At 45.3% G+C, this 25,793-nt stretch carries 22 protein-coding genes; 5 read left to right on the plus strand and 17 right to left on the minus strand.

Going from position 1 to position 25,793, the window contains the following annotated elements; all coding sequences use genetic code 11:
* Positions 1 to 54 precede the first annotated feature (54 nt).
* Complete coding sequence (locus OCU30_RS16825; protein WP_077314813.1) at positions 55 to 1,443, minus strand: aldehyde dehydrogenase family protein; 1,389 nt, start codon at positions 1,441 to 1,443, stop codon at positions 55 to 57.
* Positions 1,444 to 2,271: 828 nt separating this feature from the next.
* Between OCU30_RS16825 and OCU30_RS16830 the strand changes: the two genes are divergently transcribed.
* Positions 2,272 to 2,520, plus strand: coding sequence for a hypothetical protein (locus OCU30_RS16830; protein WP_077314812.1), 249 nt, complete (start codon positions 2,272 to 2,274; stop codon positions 2,518 to 2,520).
* A gap of 48 nt (positions 2,521 to 2,568) precedes the next feature.
* On the opposite strand, the gene OCU30_RS16835 is transcribed toward OCU30_RS16830, so the two are convergent.
* The 4 genes from OCU30_RS16835 to OCU30_RS16850 all read right to left on the minus strand — a co-directional run bounded on the left by OCU30_RS16835 (position 2,569) and on the right by OCU30_RS16850 (position 8,567).
* Positions 2,569 to 3,705 carry a 5-methyltetrahydropteroyltriglutamate--homocysteine S-methyltransferase gene (locus OCU30_RS16835; protein WP_077314811.1) on the minus strand — a complete coding sequence of 379 codons (1,137 nt, stop codon included), beginning with the start codon at positions 3,703 to 3,705 and terminating at the stop codon, positions 2,569 to 2,571.
* Between the two features lie 194 nt (positions 3,706 to 3,899).
* Positions 3,900 to 5,285, minus strand: coding sequence for a cellulase family glycosylhydrolase (locus OCU30_RS16840; RefSeq protein ID WP_159439143.1), 1,386 nt, complete (start codon positions 5,283 to 5,285; stop codon positions 3,900 to 3,902).
* Between the two features lie 490 nt (positions 5,286 to 5,775).
* Positions 5,776 to 7,113: a sigma-54-dependent transcriptional regulator gene (locus OCU30_RS16845; RefSeq protein WP_077314810.1), complete on the minus strand. Its 1,338-nt coding sequence runs from the start codon at positions 7,111 to 7,113 to the stop codon at positions 5,776 to 5,778.
* Complete coding sequence (locus tag OCU30_RS16850) at positions 7,110 to 8,567, minus strand: sensor histidine kinase (protein ID WP_077314809.1); 1,458 nt, start codon at positions 8,565 to 8,567, stop codon at positions 7,110 to 7,112. Before OCU30_RS16850 ends, OCU30_RS16845 begins: the two co-directional genes overlap by 4 nt.
* A gap of 224 nt (positions 8,568 to 8,791) precedes the next feature.
* On the opposite strand from OCU30_RS16850, the gene OCU30_RS16855 reads away from it, so the two are divergent.
* Positions 8,792 to 9,172: a DUF4168 domain-containing protein gene (locus OCU30_RS16855; RefSeq protein WP_077314808.1), complete on the plus strand. Its 381-nt coding sequence runs from the start codon at positions 8,792 to 8,794 to the stop codon at positions 9,170 to 9,172.
* A 129-nt stretch (positions 9,173 to 9,301) separates the two neighbouring features.
* Entirely contained in the window at positions 9,302 to 9,679 is a 378-nt protein-coding gene (locus tag OCU30_RS16860; protein WP_159439142.1) for a DUF4168 domain-containing protein, read from the plus strand.
* Positions 9,680 to 9,771: 92 nt separating this feature from the next.
* On the opposite strand, the gene efeB is transcribed toward OCU30_RS16860, so the two are convergent.
* The 8 genes from efeB to OCU30_RS16900 all read right to left on the minus strand — a co-directional run bounded on the left by efeB (position 9,772) and on the right by OCU30_RS16900 (position 19,560).
* Positions 9,772 to 11,052 (minus strand): iron uptake transporter deferrochelatase/peroxidase subunit, encoded by a 1,281-nt coding sequence (efeB, locus tag OCU30_RS16865; RefSeq protein WP_077315110.1) that lies wholly within the window; start codon positions 11,050 to 11,052, stop codon positions 9,772 to 9,774.
* Positions 11,053 to 11,084: 32 nt separating this feature from the next.
* Positions 11,085 to 11,957: a cupredoxin domain-containing protein gene (locus OCU30_RS16870; RefSeq protein ID WP_077314806.1), complete on the minus strand. Its 873-nt coding sequence runs from the start codon at positions 11,955 to 11,957 to the stop codon at positions 11,085 to 11,087.
* 91 nt (positions 11,958 to 12,048) lie between these two features.
* A complete protein-coding gene (gene efeO, locus OCU30_RS16875; protein WP_077314805.1) occupies positions 12,049 to 12,870 on the minus strand; it encodes an iron uptake system protein EfeO in 822 nt (273 codons plus the stop codon).
* Between the two features lie 88 nt (positions 12,871 to 12,958).
* Complete coding sequence (efeU, locus tag OCU30_RS16880) at positions 12,959 to 13,798, minus strand: iron uptake transporter permease EfeU (RefSeq protein WP_077314804.1); 840 nt, start codon at positions 13,796 to 13,798, stop codon at positions 12,959 to 12,961.
* Between the two features lie 367 nt (positions 13,799 to 14,165).
* The gene (locus tag OCU30_RS16885; protein ID WP_077314803.1) at positions 14,166 to 14,930 is read right to left on the minus strand and encodes an EAL domain-containing protein; all 765 of its coding nucleotides are present in this window, start codon (positions 14,928 to 14,930) and stop codon (positions 14,166 to 14,168) included.
* Positions 14,931 to 15,097: 167 nt separating this feature from the next.
* Complete coding sequence (locus OCU30_RS16890) at positions 15,098 to 16,549, minus strand: amidohydrolase (RefSeq protein WP_077314802.1); 1,452 nt, start codon at positions 16,547 to 16,549, stop codon at positions 15,098 to 15,100.
* Between the two features lie 66 nt (positions 16,550 to 16,615).
* On the minus strand, positions 16,616 to 17,926 hold the full coding sequence (locus tag OCU30_RS16895; protein WP_077314801.1) for a M20 family metallo-hydrolase: 1,311 nt from the start codon (positions 17,924 to 17,926) through the stop codon (positions 16,616 to 16,618).
* A gap of 104 nt (positions 17,927 to 18,030) precedes the next feature.
* Entirely contained in the window at positions 18,031 to 19,560 is a 1,530-nt protein-coding gene (locus OCU30_RS16900; RefSeq protein ID WP_077314800.1) for an AbgT family transporter, read from the minus strand.
* Positions 19,561 to 19,727: 167 nt separating this feature from the next.
* Here OCU30_RS16900 and OCU30_RS16905 point away from each other — a divergent pair, with 167 nt between their 5' ends.
* On the plus strand, positions 19,728 to 20,654 hold the full coding sequence (locus OCU30_RS16905; RefSeq protein ID WP_077314799.1) for a LysR substrate-binding domain-containing protein: 927 nt from the start codon (positions 19,728 to 19,730) through the stop codon (positions 20,652 to 20,654).
* Between the two features lie 41 nt (positions 20,655 to 20,695).
* Here the strand turns inward: OCU30_RS16905 and OCU30_RS16910 are convergent, their stop codons facing one another.
* The 3 genes from OCU30_RS16910 to OCU30_RS16920 are packed head-to-tail and all read right to left on the minus strand — an operon-like array spanning position 20,696 to position 22,678.
* Positions 20,696 to 21,358 carry a DNA-methyltransferase gene (locus tag OCU30_RS16910; protein ID WP_077314798.1) on the minus strand — a complete coding sequence of 221 codons (663 nt, stop codon included), beginning with the start codon at positions 21,356 to 21,358 and terminating at the stop codon, positions 20,696 to 20,698.
* Positions 21,359 to 21,361: 3 nt separating this feature from the next.
* Positions 21,362 to 21,592: a DUF3820 family protein gene (locus OCU30_RS16915; protein ID WP_077314797.1), complete on the minus strand. Its 231-nt coding sequence runs from the start codon at positions 21,590 to 21,592 to the stop codon at positions 21,362 to 21,364.
* Positions 21,593 to 21,598: 6 nt separating this feature from the next.
* Positions 21,599 to 22,678 carry a threonine aldolase family protein gene (locus OCU30_RS16920; RefSeq protein ID WP_077314796.1) on the minus strand — a complete coding sequence of 360 codons (1,080 nt, stop codon included), beginning with the start codon at positions 22,676 to 22,678 and terminating at the stop codon, positions 21,599 to 21,601.
* A gap of 280 nt (positions 22,679 to 22,958) precedes the next feature.
* Here OCU30_RS16920 and OCU30_RS16925 point away from each other — a divergent pair, with 280 nt between their 5' ends.
* Positions 22,959 to 24,308 (plus strand): MATE family efflux transporter, encoded by a 1,350-nt coding sequence (locus OCU30_RS16925; RefSeq protein WP_077314795.1) that lies wholly within the window; start codon positions 22,959 to 22,961, stop codon positions 24,306 to 24,308.
* Between the two features lie 98 nt (positions 24,309 to 24,406).
* On the opposite strand, the gene aroG is transcribed toward OCU30_RS16925, so the two are convergent.
* Positions 24,407 to 25,459, minus strand: coding sequence for a 3-deoxy-7-phosphoheptulonate synthase AroG (aroG, locus tag OCU30_RS16930; RefSeq protein ID WP_077315109.1), 1,053 nt, complete (start codon positions 25,457 to 25,459; stop codon positions 24,407 to 24,409).
* Between the last annotated feature and the right edge of the window lie 334 nt (positions 25,460 to 25,793).

Genomic DNA, 25,793 nt, shown 5'->3' on the forward strand with positions numbered 1-25,793 from the left:
AACGAGCACTTCGTCAGCTATTTATCGCCTGACGAAGTGCCGATTGGTTACCTATTATTGGCGGTTTTTCCAGACCGTTTGCACATTACAAAACTCATAGAGTCCAAAATCAGATAGCTCTCTTCCGTAACCACTTTTCTTAACACCACCAAAGGTGACCCGCGGATCACTCCCGCAGTAGCCGTTAATAAAGACACCGCCACACTCTAGTGTTGCCGCCAGCTTCTCCGCTTGAGGTTCATTACCACTATAGATAGTGGCACATAAGCCGAAGTCACTGTCATTGGCTAAGTGACAGGCTTGCTGTGCATCTTGCGCAATGGTAATCGCTGCCACTGGACCAAACATTTCTTCGCGAAATGCCGTCATATCAGCGGTAACATCAGCTAAGACCGTAGGTTGATAATAATTCCCTGCCCCCGATACTTTATCACCGCCAAGTAGCAAACGAGCGCCTTGACTGACAGTCCTTTGTACTTGGTCGTGCAATTCATCACGTAAATCATAGCGCGCCATCGGGCCAACATAGTTATCATCTTCACGAGGATCACCCATAGCTAACTTCTCAACGGCGGCGACAAACTTCTGTGTAAACTCATCGGCCACTGGAGCCTCAACGATAAAGCGCTTCGCCGCGGCGCATACTTGACCAGAATTTTGATAACGCCCTGCCACAGCGGCTTTTACGGCCGCATCGATATCAGCGTCAGCAAGAACAATAAAGGGGTCTGAGCCACCTAATTCTAATACGGATTTTTTCAACGCTGCTCCGGCTTGCGCACCAATCGTTTTGCCTGCTTTGACGCTACCTGTAAACGCAACACCGGCAACGCGATCGTCGGCAATCAGTTTACTTACACTTTCATTCGTTGCATGAACCAATGAAAAGACCCCTTGCGGCAAACCAGATGAATGAATAATCTTTTCAATTAGATATGCACATCCCATAATATTTGGCGCATGCTTAAGCACATAGGTATTGCCTGACAACAACATCGGTACGGTGCCCCGCATTACCTGCCACAATGGGAAATTCCACGGCATAATTCCCAGCACCACACCTAAAGGACGAAACTCCAATACTGCTTGCTGATTTTCTACCATGGTAGGACGAGCCGATAACATATCTGGGCCATGGGTGGCATACCAATCACACAAGTTGGCGCTTTTGGTGATTTCTCCACGAGCTTGCACAATGGGCTTGCCCATTTCTAAGCTCATCATTTGCGCCAGCTCTTCACTGTTATCACGCAAAGCCTGCCCGATAGAAACTAACGCGGTCACTCGGTCGGCAAGTGGTGTTTGCTTCCAGCGTTTTGCGGCAGAAAAACTGTCCTGTAACACGTGTTCAATTTGCTCTTCGCTATCAAATGGGTAGGTCGCGACCGTTTCACCATTGATAGGAGATATCGTCTTGGATTCATTTGACGTTGCACTAGTCATGATGGAGTGTCCTTTTAATTGATGTATGGCCTCTCGTTATTGCTTTCATCACTGAAAAAGAAGGGTCCTTTACAAACGGCCTGTGTAACAAAATAGCACAATCAAAAACTAGAAATCGAGGTAATGTCACAGTGACGATATGTCGTGTCCACTCTTATCACCGTCACAACTTGTATCAAAAGTGATAAAAATAACAGTTAGCGCTATGTTTTGCAGTGAAACAGCAAAAAACGACAAATAGACCAATAAAATTAGTCGAAAACTGACATTACCGTGACGTTATTTTTCCGGATACCATTTAGTATCCAATCGCTCTTTATGCATATAACACACAGACTCACAGGAAAGCACACCCGCAGACTGAGCTTACAAACACTAAATAATAACAATAATGTGCTTTCTGCTTTTATAAATAAGGCAAAACAGAATGGCAAATCACTGTGACCACAAAAACCAACTTGTCCGGCAGCACCGTAGCATTTGGGACAAACTAAGTGGTATAAAAGAAGTTTATATTTGCAACAACTGCGGTAAACGTATTAAATTGAAAGAAAGCAAACGCTTATAAGAGTTAACCACACTAATTTTCTCGGCTATTTTTCTTTCTTTACCCATTGAAAATAAAAACGTTGGCTTAAGGCCAACGTTTTTATTTGTACGACATAGTCTCTCACTTTCACGGATGATGCTTAGCTTATCTGCCGCTAATAGAGCCTGTGCTCGACCTTCTGCTCGCCCCAGCATTTTACCAGATAGAGTGATAGCAGCCTTGGATTCTGATACGGAACTGGTATCCTTAGCGCATAATAAATCACGGATATAAACAAAATGATTGAGAACGATAGTCTGATTACGACCTTAGATGAACTCGAAACCTTTCTAATTCAAATTGAAAGTGGCGGCCTGAGTCTAAATAATGCGGCTGGCGTCGCACTGGCGACCGATAATAAAAGCGGCAAGCCATTTGTCGCGGTCTTAGATGATAAACATCAATTACTGCTCGGTCGTTGGGTGACACAAGAAATTGCGGAAACGGGTGCTGATATGGTCAGAAATGGGCCAAGTCAACGCCACTAGTACCATAATTGAAACGAGCGCACATGGTGCGCTCGTTTTGCGTGTAATTTAAGCATCACCCCATACTTCTTGAGCAATTTGATTAATTAATCCGATTTTTTTCCATTGATCGCCATTTGCGAGTTTATTGCCCTCACATGTTGAGGCAAACCCGCACTGCGGACTCAAGCACAAATTTTCTAGCGGAATATATGCGGTGGCTTCTTGAAGGCGCGCTTTGATTTTGTCACTGTCTTCAAGCTCAGCAAACTTAGATGTCACTAAGCCCAGCACGACTCGGCTTTTTTGATTATTCCAATGACGCAGTGGTGAGAAATCTCCAGCACGCTCGTTATCATATTCTAAAAAGAATCCGTCGAAATTGGTCGAAAATAACGCTGCAGCAATCGGCTCATAACCTCCAGAGAACAACCAAGATGAAGCGTGATTTCCACGGCACACGTGGGTTGTCACATATAAATCATCTGGCTTATCTTGCAATGACTCATTCAATACGTTAGCACAGATATGTGCAATCTCGTCTGCATCGATTCCCTTATCGGCCAGCGCTTGACGCTTAGAGGCATCCGCTAAAAACGCCCAGTTAGTATCATCTAACTGTAAATAACGGCACCCTAATGAATAGAAGGCGCGTATTGCCGCTTGATAAGTCTTCGCTAAATCGCGATAAAAATCGTGCACATCCGGATAGATATTGTCAAGATTCGATGAGCCGTCATTGGCGAGAATTTCTTGACGAATGATCATAGTTGGAGCAGGAATGGTCGCTTTAGCAATCACAGAATCATCATCGGCCACAAGCTGATGAAGAAATTGATAGTGAGCAAGAAACGGATGGTCAGGATTAAACGAAATATGGTCGTTAACACGAATATTATAAGAAGGCGCTGCTTTACCTTTAAACTGCTGATTGTAACCAGATTCAGGCACATAACCTTCAATGCCGTTTAAGTGCTCTAAAAAATCGATATGCCAAAAACCGCGACGAAATTCTCCATCCGTCACCACGTTCAGACCGGCAGCACGTTGTTGCTCGACTAATTCAGTAATGGCTTGATCTTCAATCTCAGTGAGATCACTGGCCGAGATTAACCCACTCTCAACATCACGGCGTGCCTGATGAACCGTTTCAGGTCGTAAAAAACTACCAACAATATCGGAGCGAAATGGAGCGCGAGTGGTCATGAGTAAATCCTATTATCTCTATTGATCGTATAAGAACGTAGAATAACGGATGACTCAGTGCCTTTTAACTCCATTTTGTTCATAATGAACATGAAATAAATTCATCATGGAACACTGACCATGAATGTTATGCCTATCCCAACCAAAAAAGCGCTCCCAATGGGAGCGCTGCGCGAGGATTGACCTCAACGTGATTATCGGCAAATGTCACTTAAAATAGTTGGCGCACCGACCCCACCTTCTGCAACAAAACCAATTTCAAAAGTTTGATTCGGTTGAACCGTTTGGTTCCACGAAATACCTGTTGCGGTATAAGGTCCATTACCACTTACATTCGCACTCCAGCTATCAACCACTTTTGCGCCAGAGCTAAAGGTCCACTGAATATCCCAGCCGCTGACGGGATGATCGCTTTGGTTGGTCACCTCAATCGCACCTTGGAAACCACCATTCCACGTTGCATACTGCTTATAATTACAACTAAATTCGCCATTCCCTTGTGACGGTTCTGTCGGCTCTGTTTGACCGTTGCCCGTATCGCCCCCCGTACCAGTATCTCCTGAATCGGCATCATCATCATGAGTGTCTGGCGGTATACCATCCCCATCAACCGACGTGCCCCAATTACGAACAATCCCACGGACATAACGACCAGAGTCTGTTAAATCGCTGTTTGACCAGTTACCGGTTGGGCTTACGCCTGGTTTAATAATGGACGCCCCTTCATTTTTATCACTGACCGCCCAGTTCACATTCGTGAGATGGTTTGTTTTCATGAAATCAACCCACTCATCCACACTTTGCTGTGCGACGCTGCCGTTGCCATCCGCGTTAACGGCTCCCCATTCGGTGACCATGACCGGAACACCGTTATTCAAAGCGGTCACCGCATTGTTACGAATGTTCTGGTGATGAGTACCCGCGTAAAAATGCAATGAATACGCAACATTAGGATCGTCAATCGGATCTCGCGACGCATCATCGACTTTCTGCGACCAATTCGGCGTCCCAACAACGATCAAGTTATCAGCGTCAATCGCACGGATCTCCTTAATCACCGCTTCAGCATACGGCTTAATCACATTCGACCAACTTACCTGTAGCGGCTCATTATAGATTTCATAAATGACGTTATTGGTATTCCCATATTTTTTCGCCATTTTTTTGAAAAACTCTATCGCAGCTTGTTGGTGATCTTCTGCATGGTGAGTATGAAAATCAATAATGACATACATGTCATTGGCAATAGCCGCATCGATAACGGTTTCAATACGTTGAATATTGCTGTCTGGATCGTTTAAGTAGGAACCGCCATTATCAACCCCAAGAGCCACCCGTACAATGGAGCTTTTCCAGTCGTCTTTCAGCCATTTGACAATCTCTGCATTGTACATTTTCTCTTGGCCCCAACCGGTATTACTCCAAAAAAAACTGTTACCTGAGAAACTTTTAACCTCCCCGCCACTCAAAATTTGACTACCACTGGTTGTCAGCGCGGGAACGGCAGCAAAAGCACTACCACACGCCATTGTCATCGCGAGTGTTAATGCTTTGATTGTCATTGTTTTAGCCACTTTCATGTCGCTACCTCTTTGTTAATGATTACATTCAATACATAAATGTTTAAACCTATTTACATAGCAGTGCAGAACATCGATGTCGGAAAGTTAGTGCACTGCCATTCCTAGAGTAGTGGATTAACTTATTGATATTACAAATGTATATTTCACATTGGAACCAATATGGAATTTTGAACATAGGAATAGTAATAGATGGGAGCAAGGTTTGAGTTTCACGAAAACTGACTTAGTGATCACGTCGTAGCGACTAAAATTGCCTAAAAGCGTGTCGTTGTTCAAAAAACTGTCTTATGAAGCGACGCATCCGCATGAACAAGGGGTTAATAAAAAATCGCTGCGAGAAAACGTACAATATTGGGGCGTATAATAGAAGGAGACATGTCACGTAACAGGATGACAACCAAGATAGAGGCTCTTGGCCTGTGGTAGATATACCTCACCAGTACGGCAGACACGTAACCGTACAGGTGAGATAATATCGCAGCAACATTTATTCGACGCGGTCAGCTTCTTCTAACCAGCGATATAACGTTCGTCTTGTTATTCCTAAGATTTCTGCGGCTTGCGCTTTATTACCCTGTGTTTGTTCAAGTACATACCCCACATAATCTTTTTGGATCGTTAACAAAGGCGGTAACGTACTGGTGTTGAGTGAATCAAACAGTCCCGTGGTATTCACATTGACGGAGCTGCGAATACGCTGGGGTAAGTGCTCAGGTAAAATTTCCTCCCCCTCACAAAAGATTGCTGCTCGTTCCATCGCATTTTGTAACTCTCGCACATTACCAGGAAACGGATAATTCAGCAGTTGTTGCCAAGTAGCATGACTCAATTGCAATGCATTCGTTTTACCCGCTTGTTGCTGACGCCCTAGAAACTGACGGGCCAAAAGCGCGATGTCGTAACCGCGTTCACGCAGTGGCGGGACTTGCAGCGTAAACGTTTCTAAACGAAAGAACAGATCCTCACGAAACTCTCCCTGCTGAACACGGGTTTCTAAATCTCGATGTGTCGCGGTTACAATACGTACATTGACCGCGATTTCTTTATCGCTTCCCACAGGGCGAATCGTACCTTCTTGTAATACTCGCAATAACTTCGCTTGCAGTGCGTGAGGCATTTCACCAATTTCGTCGAGTAATAACGTACCGCCTTCAGCCTCTCGGATGAGCCCTTGGCGGGCTTTATTCGCGCCAGTGTAAGCGCCTGCAGCATGCCCAAAGAATTCGCTTTCTAATAATTCGCCAGGTATCCCTGCGCAGTTCACCGCCAAGAATGGCCCCTGACGACGTTCACTTTGTTGATGCACGGCGCGGGCGACCAATTCTTTACCAGTACCGCTTTCTCCGAGTATCAATACTGGGCTCTCTGCTCGGGCAACCTGACGGATATTTTTAAACAAATGCTGCATCGCAGAACTCTCACCCAGCATGCCGAAAAACTGACTTCCTTCGGCTTTGCTTTTCAACTGACGATGCTCAAGTAAACGTTGCACAGTAAGCAAGCAGTGATCCATATCAAATGGCTTAGTTAAGAAATCATCAGCGCCTTCTTTCAATGCTTCCACCGCCTGCTGCACACTCCCAAATGCGGTAATCAGCAAAATCGCTGGCGCATTGTTCATCGCCTTAATTTCAGGGACTAAGGTCATACCATTTCTGCCGGGTAAACGTAAGTCTGAAATCACCAAATCGAAGGTGTCGTGCTCCAACGCTGCTGATGCCTCCTCTGCAGACGCTACCGATGTCATTGAATACCCTTCGCCTTCCAATTCTTCGTAGAGTAGTTCCGCTAGATCACGGTCATCTTCAACAAGTAAGATATTCATGAGGGATTCTCCTCTGGAAACAATAAAGACACATGTAAGCCACCTTCTCGACTCGGCCTTAACGTCACATGGCCACCATGGTCATGAACGACATTTTGTACAATAGCCAACCCCAGGCCGGTACCTTCGCCTTTCGGTTTCGTGGTAAAAAAGGGCTCTAAAAGTTGCTCTGCCTCAAGTTGCGAGTCAATACCATCACCATCGTCCCATATATCGAGCTCCCATTGTGACGTTTCTGGTATGGCTCTCGCGCTCACACCCACCTTGCTATGGGCTGCTTGGGTGGCATTGCGTAGAATATTAACCAAAGCCAACTCCAGTCGAGCAGGATCAACACACACTTTCAATGACTCCGGAATATCAATAGCATAGATTGGTGCGGTGTCTTGCTGTTCATAACCCACAGACTCCAAGGCATTCGCAACTAATGCTTGCAAGGTCACTGTTTGCCACTGCACTCCACTGCGCGAGAAATCGAGTAACTGACGCACAATGCGCGTGAGGCGCGCAACTTGCCCACGTATCGCGGCTAGCTCTCTGGCGCCTTTCGGGTCGTCATCGAGCTTCGCCAGCCGCCGTGCACGTCCATCAATCACGTTGAGCGGGGCACCTAATTCATGGGCAATGCCACTCACAAGCCGACCTAATGCGGCCATCCGTTCTTGACGCTCTAAACGCTGGTTAAGTGAAATTTCATGAGCTTGATGCGCTTCAATCGCGGCTTGTGCCGCTTCTATCTCGTCCAACATTTGATTTAAAGCTTCACCAATGCCTGCCAATTCGGTTGCCCCACGTACTTTCGCGCGAGATTTTAGCTGACCGCGTCCGACATCGCCCATCACGCGCGTCAGTTGAGCCACTTCACGGCCCGCCGCTTGACGATAACCCAACAGCACAATGATTAAGGTAATAAAGCCCACCAAGCCCCAACTTCCCCAAGCCCAATACGCTAAGCGGTCGACCGAAGTAGAAAAATCACTGGCGCGTCGTGTTACTTCGATCATAATTGGCAATTGTGCACCGCCATCATTCACGGGTACAAAATGAGAGTAAACTCGTCGTCCGGCCTGATGCTGGTATGCATCACCATCTTCACCACCTTTTAGCATTTTCTCCGCTAACGGGTTGTCTTCTTGATCGTGGCGGGCAATACCCGCCGCCGCAATGCGCTCACCGTTTTTATTGTATACCGATGCACCATAGACCTGCCCTATTGAAAACACCGCATCCAGTGTGCGTTGTACCGTGGTCAAATCGCCTTTATCAATGGCTTCACCAATCGGTACTCGGATTGCCCGAGCGATCAGCTTAATATCATCTTTAAGCTTGCGTGTTTGTTGCTCGGCCATGTAATAGGTACCAATCCCGATAGAGGCACCTGAAAGTGCCCAAAGCGGTAGAAATACCAGTATTAGCATTCGAGTTGCTAACGTCAGTCGTCTGCGTTTAGCCACATAACCTCCCGAAGGTAATGGGAACACTGTGTAAATATGTCACACTTTCTAATCCTAAAGTGTGACATAAAGAAACACAATGTCTGTCTATAGATCGTCAATATTTTTGTCAAAACTATAAAATGCATTTAAAATCAATGATTTAAAAAATATTTTTCATGTTGGCATAGTTATCGCAATGGTATAAGCGTATTTGAAAAAACCTATGAGAAAGGAGCTACACTATGCGTCAACTCGCGTTAATCGCACTCGCTACAGCCCTAGGTGCAGGCGTTACTACATCAGCAATGGCTGCTGACACTCAACAAACGGCTCAACCGCAAGCAAAAGCTCAGCAGCAACAAGTCGACGTGTCAGATAAGCAATTGTCTAAATTTGTAGAAGCGCAAAAATCGGTTAATACGATCCGTAAGAGCGCTATCTCTAAACTCAGCAAAACTGAAGAAAAAGACGCGATGCAGAAGATTCAGCAACAAGCGAATCAAAATATGGTGGAATCGGTTAAAGATTCAGGACTGTCTGTTGAAGACTACAACACGATCGCTCGTGCACTTCAATCTGATAAAGGTTTACGTGAGCGCCTAATGAAAATCCAACAAGGCTAATCGCTTAACGTCTTAGTATTTGCCAAACGGCAAGCTCCCGCCTCAGTGTGAGGCGGGATTGTTTAACTATCCGCTCCCACCTTTAACAGAAGGTAAAACCAGAGGCCGGATATGATGAGGAACCACACTATGCGCAAATTTGCCTTGATGACTCTTTTTTCCGTGTTAGCCGCGGGAACCTCTAGTATGGCGATGGCTGCCGACTCTCAGCCGGCAGCACAATCTCAGCAGCAAGCACAACATGCGCCTATTTCTGATGATATGCTTGGTCAATTTTTTGATGCGCAGCAATCTGTGCAAACGATCAGTCAGCGTGCGATCAAAAAACTAGGTCAAACCAAAGATAAAGACGCGGCGGAAAATATTCGCCAAAAGGCGAATGAAGAAATGGTCAATGCTGTCAAAGACACAGGGTTATCGGTCAAAGACTTCAATGGTATCGCGCGAGCGCTCCAATCCGATGAAAAACTACGTAAAAGATTAAGCAGTATCCAACAAAATAGCTAATCAACACTGAACACAATAAAAAGCCCACTATTTGATGATGCAAAAGTGGGCTTTTTTTATGGCGATATTATATGAGAATATAAATCAATATTTTACGCCGATTCAAGTAATGATTGCGCGAGATACTGACCTTGCTGCACTCCAGGCAACGCAAAGAAGTATCCCCCACCAAATGGGCTAATATACTCTTCTAGCGGCTCTCCGTTCAGTCGGTTCTGGGTATCAATAAAGCCTTTTTGTAAATCAGCTTGATAAGCCACAAATAATAAACCGACATCAAGCTGCCCTGACGGACTGGTGCTATACGAATAGCTGTAACCACGCCGTAACAAAAGAAACTCTGGAAAATCTGGCGTTCTTGGATTAGCGAGGCGCATGTGCGCATCCAACGGAATCCGTTTACCGTGTGGGTCAGAGGCATAATCAGGATCATCATGCTCATGCATCTTGCCTAAAGGTGCACCACTATCACGTTCGCGTCCAAAGATGGTCTGCTGTTCTTGTAATGGAGTGCGGTCCCAGTGTTCAACAAAGAAGCGTATCAAACGAATCGCTTGATACGACCCCCCTATCGCCCATTGCGGCTCTTGCTCATGGTTCACCCAGACCATGTTATTTAAGGTCGACTCATCATCTCGACTAGGGTTTACCGTACCATCCTTAAACCCTAATAAATTAATCGGAGTGCGTTGCCCCATGGACGCCGCAGCATGGGAAGAAATAAACCCATCCCGACGCCAGCGCACCGCCAAATAGGCCGGTGTATGTTTAATGATATCGCGCAGCGCATGCATCGTCGTATCGGCACTATTTGCACAAATTTGCAGCATAAGATCGCCATGGCACCATTGCGAATCTAGTGCATCATGCGGAAACTCTTGCATAGTCTGTAAGTGCTTGGGTTTTAAGTGCTGTAAACCAAAGCGCTCATCAAATAACGATGCGCCGACAGAAACCGTTATCGTTAAATTATCAGGATGAATGTTAGGGCCTAATATTCCCGAATCCAATGGTGGATATTGAGGGTTACGTTCCGCTACTTTGCCACCTTGCGTGAGAAACTCACACCGTTCAGTTAGAACGTGAAAAAGATCGATTAAATCCGCTTTATTCAACGCCAACACATCAAACGCAACTAGGGCAACATTGGCTTGCTGCGGCGTCGTGATACCGCTTTGATGCGATCCGTAAAAAGGCTGTTGGTGTAATTCGCTACTGAAGGTCGTCGCCTCATCCGCTCTGGATTCAGCCCCTCCTGCTACCTTCTCGGCCGCTTGCGCCGCACCTGAATACATCAACGCGCCACCAGCGGCACCCAACATACCTTTGAGCAACTGACGACGGCTAGGCTGCTGCTCAGCACTAGCTGACATTTTTCTTTTCGTCAAAAAGTGAAAGGGACAGCTCATGATTCATTCTCCTGCTGCAAGCGCTGCATAAATTGACGAATCTGCTTTCTAAACGCTTGTTGATGAGTCTTATCCGGATGCTCATGCCAGCTCTGCATCTGATCGGTCAACGCTTGAGCCGTCTGCGCATCGATTTTTTTGGCTAATGGTGTCACAACATCAACCCACTTCATTACGTTGGCATCGATCCCCTGCGATTGACCATCATCGCTAATGTTCTGTAAGAGCATGTCACTTAACTGGGTATTCAATTGCATCAGGCTTAATGTTTTTTGTCTAACTAACGTTTGCCACGCTGTCACTTGTTGTTTGAGCTGTGCTCTCGCCATAGGCTGTAAGTAATCTTTAGGGCTAGGTTGACCATAAGCTGGGAGCATGGTTTTAACGCTGTAATAGGCCTGTTTGACCGAATCCGATACGGATGTTGCATCGCCATCGAGCCATTTTTGTAACTGACGAGTTTGAAGAATCAAGTAAAACTTATACTCTGCCGCAATGGCAATTAAATCTTGAGCTTTGATGCGATATTCATGCTCACCCGACACCGTCAGCGTGCCATGCGGATTTGTCAGCAGCCCACAAGTGGTTTGATATTGGCCAGCCTCAAGATTCACTGTCATTTTTTGATAGAAACCCGGCGCGATATTTTCACGCTCTGCCACCACCATAACGCCATTTAAGATTTCCCACTCTAATGCGCGCATGCTTTTATTTTTGATAATAAACTGTACTTTTCCGGTAGGAACCTCGAGGTTCATTGGCTCGCATTTTTTATCGGTAACCGCGATATGCACTTGTGGGATATCTTGAGCGTGCACGGCGATGCTGACAAGGCTTGTTATGCCAAGTGTTAGTAATTGTCTTTTCATGTGTTTCCTCTACAAAAAACACAACCCGCTCTCATGCTAGAGTGGCTCATAAGAGCAAGTTAGATAAATCCAATGGTCAATACTCACTGGATTAATTCAGTCCGAACATGCCTCGCATCTGCGAAAGTTCTTCAGCCAACACGGTAATCGGGCCTTGCAATGCTTTACGGTCTTGCGTCGACAATGCTTCATAAGATTGAAAACCGTCGCCCTCTCGATACTTCGCTAAAATGGTATCGACACGTTGAAAGTTGCGATCAATTTTGGCAAGAAACTGAGCATGTTCTGCTTGTAAAGGCTCACGCAGCAAATCGACAATCTTTTTCGCGCCGTCAATATTGGCTTGAAAATCCCAAAGATCCGTATGGCTGTAACGGTCTTCTTCACCGCTAATTTTGGTTGCTGCCACCTCTTCAATCAACGCCGCAGAACCATCCACTACGTTGCTTGGTGGAAAGGCTAAATTGGTTAAGCGGCTTTCCAGCTCTTGGGTATCACTCATCAATTGTTGGGCAAATTTATCCATTCCTTGCGTTGAGTTTTGTGCCCACAATGCGTATTCAATACGGTGAAAACCAGAAAAGTTAGGATCATTCACGCCTTTTTCATAATCATCTTCACGGGCATCCATACTGGCATCTAAATCGGCAAATAACTCAGCAACAGGTTCAATACGCTCGTAGTGAATACGCGCCGGGGCATACAGTGATTTGGCTTTGGCAATATCACCATTTTCCACCGCTTGGGTGAACGCTCGGGTATCGTTGACAAGCTCATGCACTTCATCGATGACATAGAGTTTATATTCTGTCATCGGTTGTACTAACGCAGCCGAGTCACTCGCGGCATTGGCGTGCACTGCAAACGAAGCCAGTAGCGCGGGTAAGACAAGACGTTTGAAAGGGTGTGTCATAATAACGTTCCTATGTTTTATAATTAATGGTTTTATAGTTAATGGTTTTATAATGTACTCGTTATGTTTGGTGTTCTGCCGTTGTTAATTAATCGGATGGCGTTGACGTTTCAGTCCGAGTACGACGCATGTTGAGGCTAAACCATGCTAACGCGGGGATTAAATACAGACCGTAAACAAACACCTCACTGACCGTCGGGGCTTCTTGATAACCAAACAAGCCCTGTAAAAGAGTGCCTGTCACGCTATGCGTCGATAATATGGCACCAAAATGATAAGCAATATTTTGGTAATGATTCCAAATCCCTGCTTCATGAAAGGCACGAATCGCTCCCGCTGCTAAGCCAGCGGCCACGAAAAGAATCAACAGAGCGCTCCAGCGGAAAAACGCCGCCAAAGGCAAACGCACACCGCCAAAATACATCACTCCCCCCAATAAGATGGCAGTGATAAGTCCTGTCATCGCACCGAGCGGTGCCATCACTCCGACGTCTTGAGAAAATGCCGCAATCAGAAAGAAAACGGACTCTAATCCTTCACGTGCTACCGCCAAAAACACCATTATCACGAGCGCTTTGGCTTTTCCATCTTGCTGACTGATTGCGCCATCAATAGCCGTTTGCAGATCTTTGCCTATATTTTTGCTGGCGTTTTGCATCCAAAAAACCATGTAGGTCAACATAACAACGGCAATCGCAGCAACAATGCCCTCGAACAATTCTTGTTGCTGCTGAGGAAATTCGCCGGTGGTTGCTTCAATAAAAAACCCTAATCCCAGGCACAAGGCTACTGCGCTAAACGCGCCGATCCATACCGCATTCATCCACTGACTTTGACCGGTTTTTTTAAGGTAGCTGGCGATTAATACGACAATCAAAGCAGCCTCTAACCCTTCACGCAGCATTATCAAAAAAGGAACAAAAAACATAAATACAAACACCAAGAATAATGATAACTATTCTCATTCTAATGATGTTTCAAAATGTGTCAACTCGTTTATCCGTCGCTTTGCTGCGCAGAAAACACACTTAACAGCCTCATGAAATTTATGTTAAGTACATAAAAATCAATTAAATAAACAATATTTTCTGTTCGATAATTCAGAGGAAGTGATGAAGGCCGCGAGAAAGTAATAGGAGTTACTATGAATAAGATCACATTTATATAGCGCTAAACACGATCGTCAGCAAATACTAAGGGAAGGCTTCGCAATGTGTTACTAAGAGGTTCAAGATGCTTAATACCGACACTTAAGCATCTTCGTCGACAACGTTTCAAATGTTAAACCAGAGCAATCAATCCGGAAATTGCACGTCAGGGAGACATTCAAAGCCAGGTTTCGCGAATAGAAACCCCTGCATTAACCTAACACCTTGAGCCTTTATCCAGGAGTACTCTGCAAGAGTTTCTACCCCCTCTGCCAACGCGGTGATATTTAAGCTATCCAGCATGGCTAAGCTGTGTATAAAAATGGTTTGCCGCACGGTATCTTTGTCGATGCCACGGATAAGCTCCATATCAAATTTGACAATATCGGTTTGAAAGTCAGCAAGTAGAGTTAATCCCGAATACCCCGATCCAAAATCATCAGTCGCCGTTTTAAAACCGAGCTTTTGGTAGTACTCAACCACTTTTTTGATGTGCTGATTACTCTGTAGCTTTTCGTTCTCAGTAAACTCGAACATGATATTTTCTAAAGGAAAGTCATATTGCTCGGCCGCTTCTAACGTCGTGCGAATACATCGTTCGGGTTTATAAATAGCATTAGGTAAGAAATTAATACTCAACATCGAGGTGATTCCTAGCTTCGCGGCGAGTGCGATCGCTTTTATGCGGCAATGCTGATCAAATAAATACCGGTTATCATCATTCACCTGAGAGATGATAGAAAAAGCCGATTCATTGTTCAGCCCACGAACGAGGGCTTCATAACCAAATACCTCATGAGTTTGACAATTCACGATCGGATGAAATGCCATAGTAAAATCAAACGGCAATGATTCATCACTTTTGCACTTTTGACAGTTAGGCAATTTAGAAGATAAACAGGATGAAGTCATAGGATACCTTTTCGTCAATACACAATTGGCGTGAACGGTTGACTCATTCACGCCAATACTATTGCATAAGCTTTGTTGAACTTCGACTTTTTATCAATATAAAAATAGCAATACTACTGCCTCCGATCAGTCAGTTGCTGTACTATCCGCCATTACCCTGGTTTTCATTAAAGCTTTGGGTGAATATCGTTAGGAATAGGACAAGCGTAAGGATGACGCTTAAGCTCTTGGGTTAATTCCTGCTTGGCTTGATCAACATGGCTAGGATTAAGTAGTACGTCTAACCCTGTCGCTGCCATCACCTTTGCTGCGGCAAACATGCCTTTAAAACCAACCGATGTGTTTCCTTGTGACACCGCCTGCCAAGTGTGCAATGGCGTGCCAAAGGCGTAACAAGGCGCTAAACATTGTACCGTAGGTACCACCCAGCTCACATCGCCCACATCAGTAGAACCATACAGAAGTTCGTAGCTGGCTTGGTAAGCGACGATGTTGCGCATCACTGGTGAATGATACAAATAATCCAGAGATCTCGGCGCTATACTGCGATTAGCAGCCAGAACTTGATCGATATTGGCTTTAATATCGTCACAGGTTAAGGTCTTCTGCATTTTCTCCAAGTAAGTAAATTCTTCATGGGTATACTCGGGAATCCCCAAACGTTCAATATGCGTAGACATTAACTGCTCTAGATATCGATTAGGTTGATAACTCGAGCAGGCTTTCGTGAAATCAACCTTAACGGTGGTACCGCTCATCAAGGCTGCCCCCTGCGCTATTTGCTGAATACGTTCATAAATATCTTGAACATCAGCAACTCGTGGAGAGCGTATTAAATAGCGCACAGAGGCGTCGGCTTGCACCACATTCGGGGCAGAGCCGCCCGTTTTCGTTATCGCATAATGCATGCGCGAGTCGGTAGGAATATGTTCACGCAGATAGTTCGCACCGATATTCATCAGTTCAACGGAATCTAATGCGCTACGTCCGACATGGGGGGCTGCAGCAGCGTGAGCCGCTTTACCATGAAAGTGAAAATCCGCTTGGATATTAGCAAGAGTTGGTGTGTTAAATACCCCCATAAACGTTTGTGGATGCCAAGTAATCGCGATGTCTGTATCGGAAAAAACGCCTTCGCGCACCATGAAAGTTTTTCCAGAGCCGCCTTCTTCTGCCGGACAACCATAGAAAGTCACACGACCTGGTAACTGTTTTTCTTCAATGTGCTGTTTAATTGCTAAAACCGCAGCCACAGACGCGACCCCCAGCAGATGATGACCGCAGCCATGCCCATTCCCCCCCTCTTCAAGGCATGACGGATGGGCTTCATGCGCATGTTGGCTTAACTCTGGCAAGGCATCATATTCTCCTAATAGGCCAATATTAGGATACCCTTGCCCATAAGTGGCCTTAAAGGCGGTATCAAGGCCGGCAATTGGCGCGGTAATCGTAAAGCCTTGCGCGCCTAAAAAGTTTTTTATTGCCGCACACGATTGGTGCTCTTCAAAGCGCGTTTCGGCATATCCCCAAATGGCCTGACTCAGCTGAATTAAGCGCTCAGCATGATCATCGATGTCCTGCCAAAGTGATTGATAAATCGTGTTATTAGTCGCTGACATACTCATTCCTTCTCTAAGAAAACCGGGACAAATACACTGAGCATCCCTCTGCCAAATCACGTAACGTTAAGCGAACTCTTTTGCGTCCATCACAACATGTGAAAGCAACACCATGGCGTTTTGTAATACCGACTCATTAAAATCAAATTTATCGTTATGATGACCTGCAGCCAGCTCAGTGCCAAAAATCATGTAGGTGGCTTGACCGCCATGTTGCTTAACCCGCTCCATAAAGTAGGTCGCATCTTCCGATCCTGCCGAGCCTTTCAGTTCATGATGCACTTGTTTAAAGCGCTGTAAGCTTGTCGCTTTATCGGCAATAAACGTCACCCAATCCGGCGACGGCACACTTCGCTGGGCGGCGCCCACAACATCGATATCAAAATCGACTTCATACATCTGCGCCACACCTTGAATAATGGCTTTGCTGCGCGCGAACATATAATCATTGATCTCGTTATTTTCGCCGCGGCATTCCACTTGTAAGTGGGCATGCTGAGCAATCACATTACGTCCCGTTCCACCGTTGAACACGCCGACGTTAATGCGGGAGGCGCCATCACAATGACGGCTAATACTATGCAAGCCAATGGTCGCCTGAGCAGCGGCTAAAATGGCATTGCGGCCTTGTTCTGGATTACCGCCTGCATGAGCAGGCACGCCATGAAAGTCCACATTAAACTTGGTCGTGGCCAGAAAGTTATCACTGCCACAAATCACTTCACCATCCGGTACACCAGTTCCGATATGGATCGCCATAAACAAATCAACATCATCGACGACACCGGCATCCGCCATGGATTTAGCGCCGCGCGTGCCTTCTTCCGCGGGTTGAAAAATCAATTTCATTGTTCCGCATAACTGCGCTTTATTTGCGATTAAATAATGCGCAACCCCTAAGCCAATCGCGGTGTGCCCGTCATGCCCGCAAGCATGGGCCATGTTATGATTAATCGACGCAAAGCCACACTGCTCAGGAACATGAGCGCAATCGGATGATTCTTCTAAGTCCAATGCATCCATGTCAACGCGTACACCCACTGTCGGACCAGGTCGGCCAGTCTCTAGCGTCGCCACGATTCCAGTAAAGCCACCAGCAAACGCATCAATCCATTTTTCTAACGCGCCTTGCTGCAGCGCACGCGCTTTTTGTGCCGCTAAAAATTCGGCGCTGGGCACTCCCATGCGCGATTCTTCACAAATCACGTCGCGACCGAGTGCTAAGGAGTACCCCAACTTATCGAGTTCTTCAGCGACGAGTGTCGCGGTACGAAATTCAACCCAACCTGACTCTGGGTGTTTGTGTAAATCACGGCGCCAAGCGACCATTTTTTCGGTCAGTGCATTGAGCTGAGAGTCGTGTTCTGTTGCTGACATAATGGATTCTCCAATTTGCTTTCAAGCGTTACTAACGAACGGAATAGAGGGAAAACTAAGGGGTGAGCCCCCTAAGTTTTAGATTATTTTTAAGCCAACAAGCACTACAACATAGGATAAATGCCTGGGCCAATCGGTAAATTAAACGTGAAGAAAATCAATAGCATGACTAACCAAGAACCTAAAAACGCCAGAGAATAAGGAATTAATAAGGCGATCATCGTGCCCATCCCCGCGTCTTTGTCGTACTCTTTCATCATCGATAAAATCACAACAAAATAAGGGCTTAGCGGTGTCACAATATTGGTGGAGGAATCGGCTACGCGATACGCCAACTGAATAAACGCTGGGTGGTAACCTAACTGCATAAACATCGGTACAAACACTGGCGCTTCTAACGCCCATTTGGCCGAGCCACTAGGGATTAAAAAGTTAAGCCCCGCAGTAAAAACACAATAACCGAGGATAACGGCAATGCCATCAAAATGGATACTAGCAAGAAAATCAGCACCATTTACCGCAATCCATGTTCCTAAATGGCTCCAGTTAAAGTAAGCAATAAACTGAGAACAAAAGAAAATCAGAACAATATAACTCGACATATCAGAAATGGCTTCTGACATGTATTTGGTCATATCTTTACTGTTTTTAATCAGCCCCATGGTAATGCCATAAGCCAAACCAACAGCGACAAAAAAGAATAGAATGATCGGAATAATGCCTTTCAAAAACGGCGACGGAATTAGACCTCCATCGGCATTTTGTAAAGGCGAATTGGGCCAAACTGCGAGCGCAATAATGGCACTCAAATACACTATCGCGGTGATACCTGCATTACGTAATGCGCGTTTTTCCACGCCTGGGGCATGCTCTTTGACGGTTTTACGCTTTCCTTGATATTCACCAAACTTTGGCTCTATGACTTTATCCGTCACGAGTACGCCAACGACGGTCAATACAAACACGGAGACAATATTAAAATACCAGTTATCAACGGGTGTTACCGTGAGATCGTTTGATACAGCTTTGACCGCTTCAGAAGAAATCCCCGACAGTAATGCGTCTGTTCCGGCAATTACTAAATTCGCGGTAAACCCCGCGCCTGCACTGGCAAAGCCTGCCATGAGCCCGACAATTGGATGACGGCCTACCGACATAAAAACTAATGCCGCCAGTGGAGGTAAAACGATCATCGCGGCATCAGACGCAATGTTCATCATAATGCCGGAAAACACTACTGCGGTCGTAATGAGGGCCTTAGGCGCATTTAAAATTGTGTGTTTCACCACACTTTCAAGCAGCCCAACACGCTCGGCTAACCCAACGCCAATCAGCATGGCCAACACTAACCCAAGTGGAGCAAATCCAGTGAAGTTGTTCAGCATATGGGTAAAAATAAATACGATGCCATCGTGGGATAACAAACTGCGAATCGGTAAATCTTTACCCGTCGCGGGGTGGATGACGGACGCACCTTCACTCGCGGCCCATACCGAGGCGGCAATGACGACTAACGCAAGAACAAAAAACAACACGATCGGTTCTGGCAGTTTATTACCCAGTCGTTCAATGGTTTTAAATAAACCACTTGGTTCTGATGAACGAGCTACTTTTGTGGCTTCAAATTGAGACATATCAACAATCCTTCGCAATATCACAATGTTATTTGACGCTTCTGGTTTTCTTCCTGATACCATAGAACGAAGCAATCAATGCATAAACTCAATGTATTGATTAAAGGAATACCCCACAAGACAACGAATACAATGGGGGGATAACCAATCGTTATCACGGATGAAATATGGCAATAAAGATCAATCAATTAAAATGTTTAGTAACGGTAGCGGAACACGGAAGTATTCGTGCGGCCAGTCGAGCACTGGCTATTTCTCAGCCAGCGGTCACGCGCGCAATACGTGAACTCGAAGCCTATTTAGGTGCACAAATCGTCATTAGAGGTACACAGGGCATTACTCTAACTGAGCCTGGTGAACATTTGCTTGCTCATGCGCATTTAGTGCTGCGAGAACTGCACCTTGCTGAAGAATCGTTTAAGCAAGCTACGGGGCATCAGTACGGAACGGTCAATGTGGGGATTGGAGCAAGTGTGGCCTGTGAGTTGATGCCGCAAGTGATCCGTAAATTTAGAGAAAAGTATCCGCATGTCAAAATCAAAATACAAGAAGGACAATTAGAAGCGCACATTGAAAGCCTACGCCAAGGAAAGCTCGACTTTGCTATCAACACACTTCAGCCTAATATGGAACTTCATGATTTTAAACGCGAAAAAATTATGGAAATTCCATTTAAGTTAGTCGTACGTAAAAACCACCCACAGCTCAATGGGGAGTGCTCAATTGAAGAATTACAAGATTATGATTGGATAATGCCGACCACTCGCAGTAGCTATCTCAATACAGTCTACGATGCGTTAAGTCAGCACAGCCGTCACTTAAAAAATACTATCACGTGTGAGTCTTATCTATCGACATTGGCCATTGTTAGTCAAACCGATTGCATTGCCCTAGTCTCAGAAACCGCGTTCGATCATTACACTTACTCCAATCAACTCGATGAAATTATTTTAGATCCGCCTCTACCATTGGCGACCTATTATTTAGTGTCGAGAAAATCAAGCCAGCTTACGCCGATAGCGCAAGCATTGGCGCAGCTCTTTATGTATCAAACACGGCCACTGTTTTCCAGCGCTGAACAGCCAACGTGTTGATACCACATGCAAAAAACGCCCTCTATATTCGGGCGTTTTACTCAGAGTTGCTCGGAAAAACGGGTTTGCACATGTTGGTGAGCGGCGTCAGATATATCACACCCTAAATACTGTCGCTGAAGATTATGGGCGGCAATTAACGTCGCCCCAGAGCCAAAAAAGGGGTCGACCACGGTTTGTTTTTCACAGCTACTTTGCTTAATCAACGTTTCTAATAAGCCCACGGGTTTCTCGGTCGGGTAACCGCGATAGACACGCTTAAATGTGAGAATATCGGGAATGCTTAAATCGTTAAGCTTACGTTTACCCTTTTCAAAAAACAAAATATATTCGTGGCGTGCTCGGTAATGATATCCCATACCAATGCTAACTTTATCCCAAATAATCGGCTTCCAAAACTTAAAGCCAACTTGCTCAGCAATCGGTTTAATCGCGAACATGGTTTCTTGGTCACAGAATAGATAAAAGTGCGCATTAGGCTTTAACACGCGATACACTTCGTTAAGCAATGCTTCAAAGCGATCGTTAGGGAAAATATCAAACCATTGATTACTTGATGATTTACTAACTTTAAGCCGCGTAGTTGTGCCTATTTTACGATGCTTTTCCAGCGACTCATAAGGAGGATCGGTGATCATAAGATCGACGCTTCCCGCCTCCAATGTCGCTAACCATTGCACCGCATCTTGTTTGAACAGTTGCATTAATTAATACTCATCACGCTTATATTTAAGCGGCTTAACAACAGCATCCAACCCCTCGACTTTGAGAGCCAAACACAGCTGCATGAGTTCCCCTAGTTCTCCTTGAGGGAATTCGCTTTTGTTGGCAAACCACAATAGGTAGGCTTCAGGTAAATCAATAAGATAGCGCCCAGCATATTTACCAAACGGCATTTTCATGCGCGCTAACTTTATGATGTTCTCTTTTTCTAACATGGGAATCTACTCATGCACATAATCATTCACCCATTCAAGAATATCAATTAAATCATGATCAGACATGTCGAGCAGACGATCGCCGACATAACATTCAATAACACAACGATCCGGTTGTGGGGCAGTTTGGGGATTACCAAGCCAAATACCTTTCGCTTTGGCTAATTTATCACGCAGTACTAATGCTTTTTCATAGCTGACAGGTAAATACCAGTGAAACATGTTGGCCTGCGGAGCTCGAGGGTTAAGCTCAAAATCCAGATAGTCATGAAAAATTTGATACACTTGCTGAGTGCGTTCAAACAACGCCCCCATACGCGCAATGCGCTCATCGAACTGCATCGCTGCCGACACAATATACGGCGTGCGATGATATACATTCCCCCCTTGGCGGCGCATCCATAGCCGTGCTTTTTTGATAAAGTCGTGATTACCCAACAATAGTGAGCCACCTAGGCCATTCACACCTTTGTATAAAGAAACATAAACAGAATCGAACCCGTGGGCAATATCGGCATACGAACATTCGTAGTAAGCCGCACTTTCCCATAACCGTGCTCCATCCATATGTAAATGGATGTCTTGGTCATGACAGTAAGATTTGATTTTCTCAAGCTCATCCCAACCAGGTAATTGCCCGCCTAATTCTCGCATCGGCAATTCATAGACAGCCGCGGCTAGCTCATCTGGCCAAGCTTTTAAGTCCTCGACCGACCAAGGACGATAAGCATCGCCCACCGGCAAAACATTAAAGCGCTGTTGAAGCTGATACCCTTGCCCTTCATGACGCATAACATGGCAAGTTTCATGCATCGCGACATTAAAACAGTGGCGTTGCTGACAGGCTAATTGCAGGGCTGTAGGCTGTGTCATGGTGCCAGAAATCACAAATAGTGCCGATTCAAACCCAAGTAACTGAGCAATTTTGTTCTCAAATTGCTCAATGGCTTCGCCATCGCCATAAACATCATGTTTGATGTTATTCTGTTCGCACCAAGTGGCCATGGCGGAAAACAACTCCGCTGGGGTCTGCTCTCGGTTCCCCGAAAGAAAAGTGTGGCACTGCTCGCGTAAACCTGTTGCCATCATCATACTCCAAGATCTGTGATTATTTTGGTTATCATTATTGTTTACCTTACCCCCACTAAGCTGATAAATCTAATCAAATTTATTTGCTTTCCTCGACTATTTTTTGGCGAATTCTCTCCCGCGATTCTCAGGAAAATACCTCACAGGCATAGCCGAGACTATCATTGGTTGCTACTATACGCGCCCAAACTTGACTAAACGACTCAAGTATTGGTTTTACCCTGTTTAATTTAAGGGACGATTTTGTTTTTTCCTTTGTAAGGCACAGATTTTTCACATGCAGCAAACCCAACATACAACATCGCTCGCGCGACAGCTTTTTCAAATGACTTGGCCAATGATGTTTGGCGTACTGTCGTTAATGAGTTTTCAACTCGTGGACAGTGCATTTATCGGCCAGTTAGGTGTGTTACCGCTCGCGACTCAGGGCTTTACTATGCCTATCCAGATGATCATTATCGGATTACAAGTAGGCTTAGGTATTGCGACTACTGCCGTCATTTCTAAAGCATTAGGCGCACGTCAAACCCGTTATGCCAAACAGCTAGGTGGGTTAGTCGTCGCAATGGGGAGTTTTGGCGTTGCTATATTTTGCTTACTGATTTATTGGATTCGCGATCCTATTCTTGCGTTGCTCAGTGCTCCTGAGGACATTGGTCCTATCATTGATACTTATTGGATTTGGTGGCTTGCAAGCGCATGGATTGGAGCTGTTTTGTACTTCCTATATAGCTTATGCCGTGCGAATGGCAATACCATGTTACCCGGTACCATTATGATGGTCACCAGCTTACTCAACTTGATTCTTGACCCTTTATTTATTTTTACGTTCGATATGGGGTTAAATGGTGCCGCTTTCGCCACTTGTGCCGCCTTTGGTATCGGTATTCTCATCGTCGCTCCCAAAGTATCGATGAGACATTGGATGCTTTTTGATTGGCACGATATACATATTAAAAACAGTATTGTTGATATTGTTCATATTATGGGCCCAGCGATGCTCAGCCAGCTACTCCCGCCACTATCTTCAATGCTGGCAACGAAACTCCTCGCCTCATTTGGTACAGAGGCCGTGGCTGCGTGGGCAGTGGGATCTCGCTTTGAATTCTTTTCTATTGTCGGAGTCTTGGCATTAACGATGTCGATGCCGCCTATGGTGGGTCGCCTTCTCGGGGCCAAAAATACCGCAGAAATTCGTTCTTTAGTCTCAATTGCGGTGAAGTTCATCTTTATCTTTCAGCTTATTATCGCTGTTGTTGCTTGGCTTTTTGCCACACCACTGGCCAATATTATGACGAGCGAACCAGATGTTCAGCACATATTGAATTGGCACTTAACGATCGTACCATTTAGTTTAGGGTTATTGGGCATTTGTATGCTCATGGTATCGGTATCTAATGCGCTCGGAAAGTCGTATGTCGCCCTACTTATTTCTGCATTACGTTTATTTGCCTGTTTCCTTCCTTGTTTATGGCTAGGTGCCGAGTGGGGCGGATTACACGGGGTTTTCTGGGGGGCTTTCGCGGGCAACCTTCTCGCGGGTGTGATTGCTTACCTACTCTACGATTCTGCATTGAGTAAGGTAGAAAAGCGCATTACGTCTGCGCCTTCCACTAAATCTAAGTAAGTCGGACGAGTGTTTGACTCGCCCCTTCATTTAAGCACAAAAAAAGCACCGCTCAACGGTGCTTTTTATTTTCTATTGCCGAGTGAATGGCTCAATCGTTATTTTTGACGACGGGCTTCTACGGATGCCGCTAATTGACGTAGTACCACTTCGGTATCATCCCAGCCGATACAACCGTCCGTCACCGACTGACCATACGTCAGTGTTTGGTTTGGTTCTAAATCTTGGCGACCTTCAACTAAGTGCGACTCAATCATCACACCAAAAATAGCGTCATCACCTTGTGCAATCTGCGCACCAACATCCTCCGCAACCACACATTGACGTTGATACTGTTTAGAACTGTTCGCATGGCTAAAGTCGATCATAATTTTAGGTCTCAGACCCATTGTATCCATTTTCTCTTTTACTTCTGCTACCTGTTTTTGGCTATAGTTTGGCTCTTTACCACCGCGTAAAATAATATGGCAATCAGGGTTACCATGCGTTCCGACAATGGCAGAATGACCAGACTTGGTGACAGATAAGAAGTTATGTGGTGCACCGGCTGAGCGGATCGCATCCGCTGCAATTTTAATGTTGCCATCGGTGCCATTTTTAAAGCCAACTGGGCAAGATAAACCTGATGCCAATTCGCGATGGACTTGAGATTCTGTCGTCCGAGCACCGATCGCTCCCCAACTGATCAAATCTGCGACATATTGTGGCGTAATCATGTCTAAAAATTCACTCGCCGTTGGAATTCCCATATCCGTAAGATCGAGCAGCAATTTACGGCCAATACGCAAACCATCATTAATTGCATACGTATCATTCATATAAGGGTCGTTGATTAGACCTTTCCACCCTACCGTCGTACGAGGTTTTTCAAAATACACACGCATGACAATTTCTAGCTTATCACCGAGTTCTTCACGCATGGCTTTTAAACGCTGCCCATACTCAAGGGCGGCTTGTGGATCATGAATAGAACATGGACCAATAATAACGAGCAGACGGTCATCCTGACCTTCTAAAATGTTATGAATCGCATCACGGGCTTTAAATGTTGTGGAGGCGGCGATATCTGTTGCAGGAAACTTTTCTAATACCGCAACAGGTGGTAGTAATTCTTTGATTTCATTTATTCTTACGTCATCGTTCTGATACATCGCGTCCATCATCCTAGTTTATTCTCGTACTCGTTCTATTTTAGAGATTATTAGCAGTCCGTTCGCTGCTTTACGAGTAAGGTAGCGATTATCACCAAAAATGGCAACCAGTTATTTCCTTTAAATGCAATATTTAAACTAAAAAGCACTAATTACAGAATCGTAAAATTAACTTTACACTTGTAAAACCTCGAGAAATGCAGCAGATTTAAATAATTAATTTATTGATTATTATCATTTTATTACTTTTAACACGCAGACACTCATGCGCAACTGAGCGGATTCACGTCAATGATATTCGTCTCATCACTCAGTATAAATCGCGATAAGTAGG

Origin of the sequence: Vibrio palustris, from assembly GCF_024346995.1 — a bacterium.
Classification (GTDB): domain Bacteria; phylum Pseudomonadota; class Gammaproteobacteria; order Enterobacterales; family Vibrionaceae; genus Vibrio; species Vibrio palustris.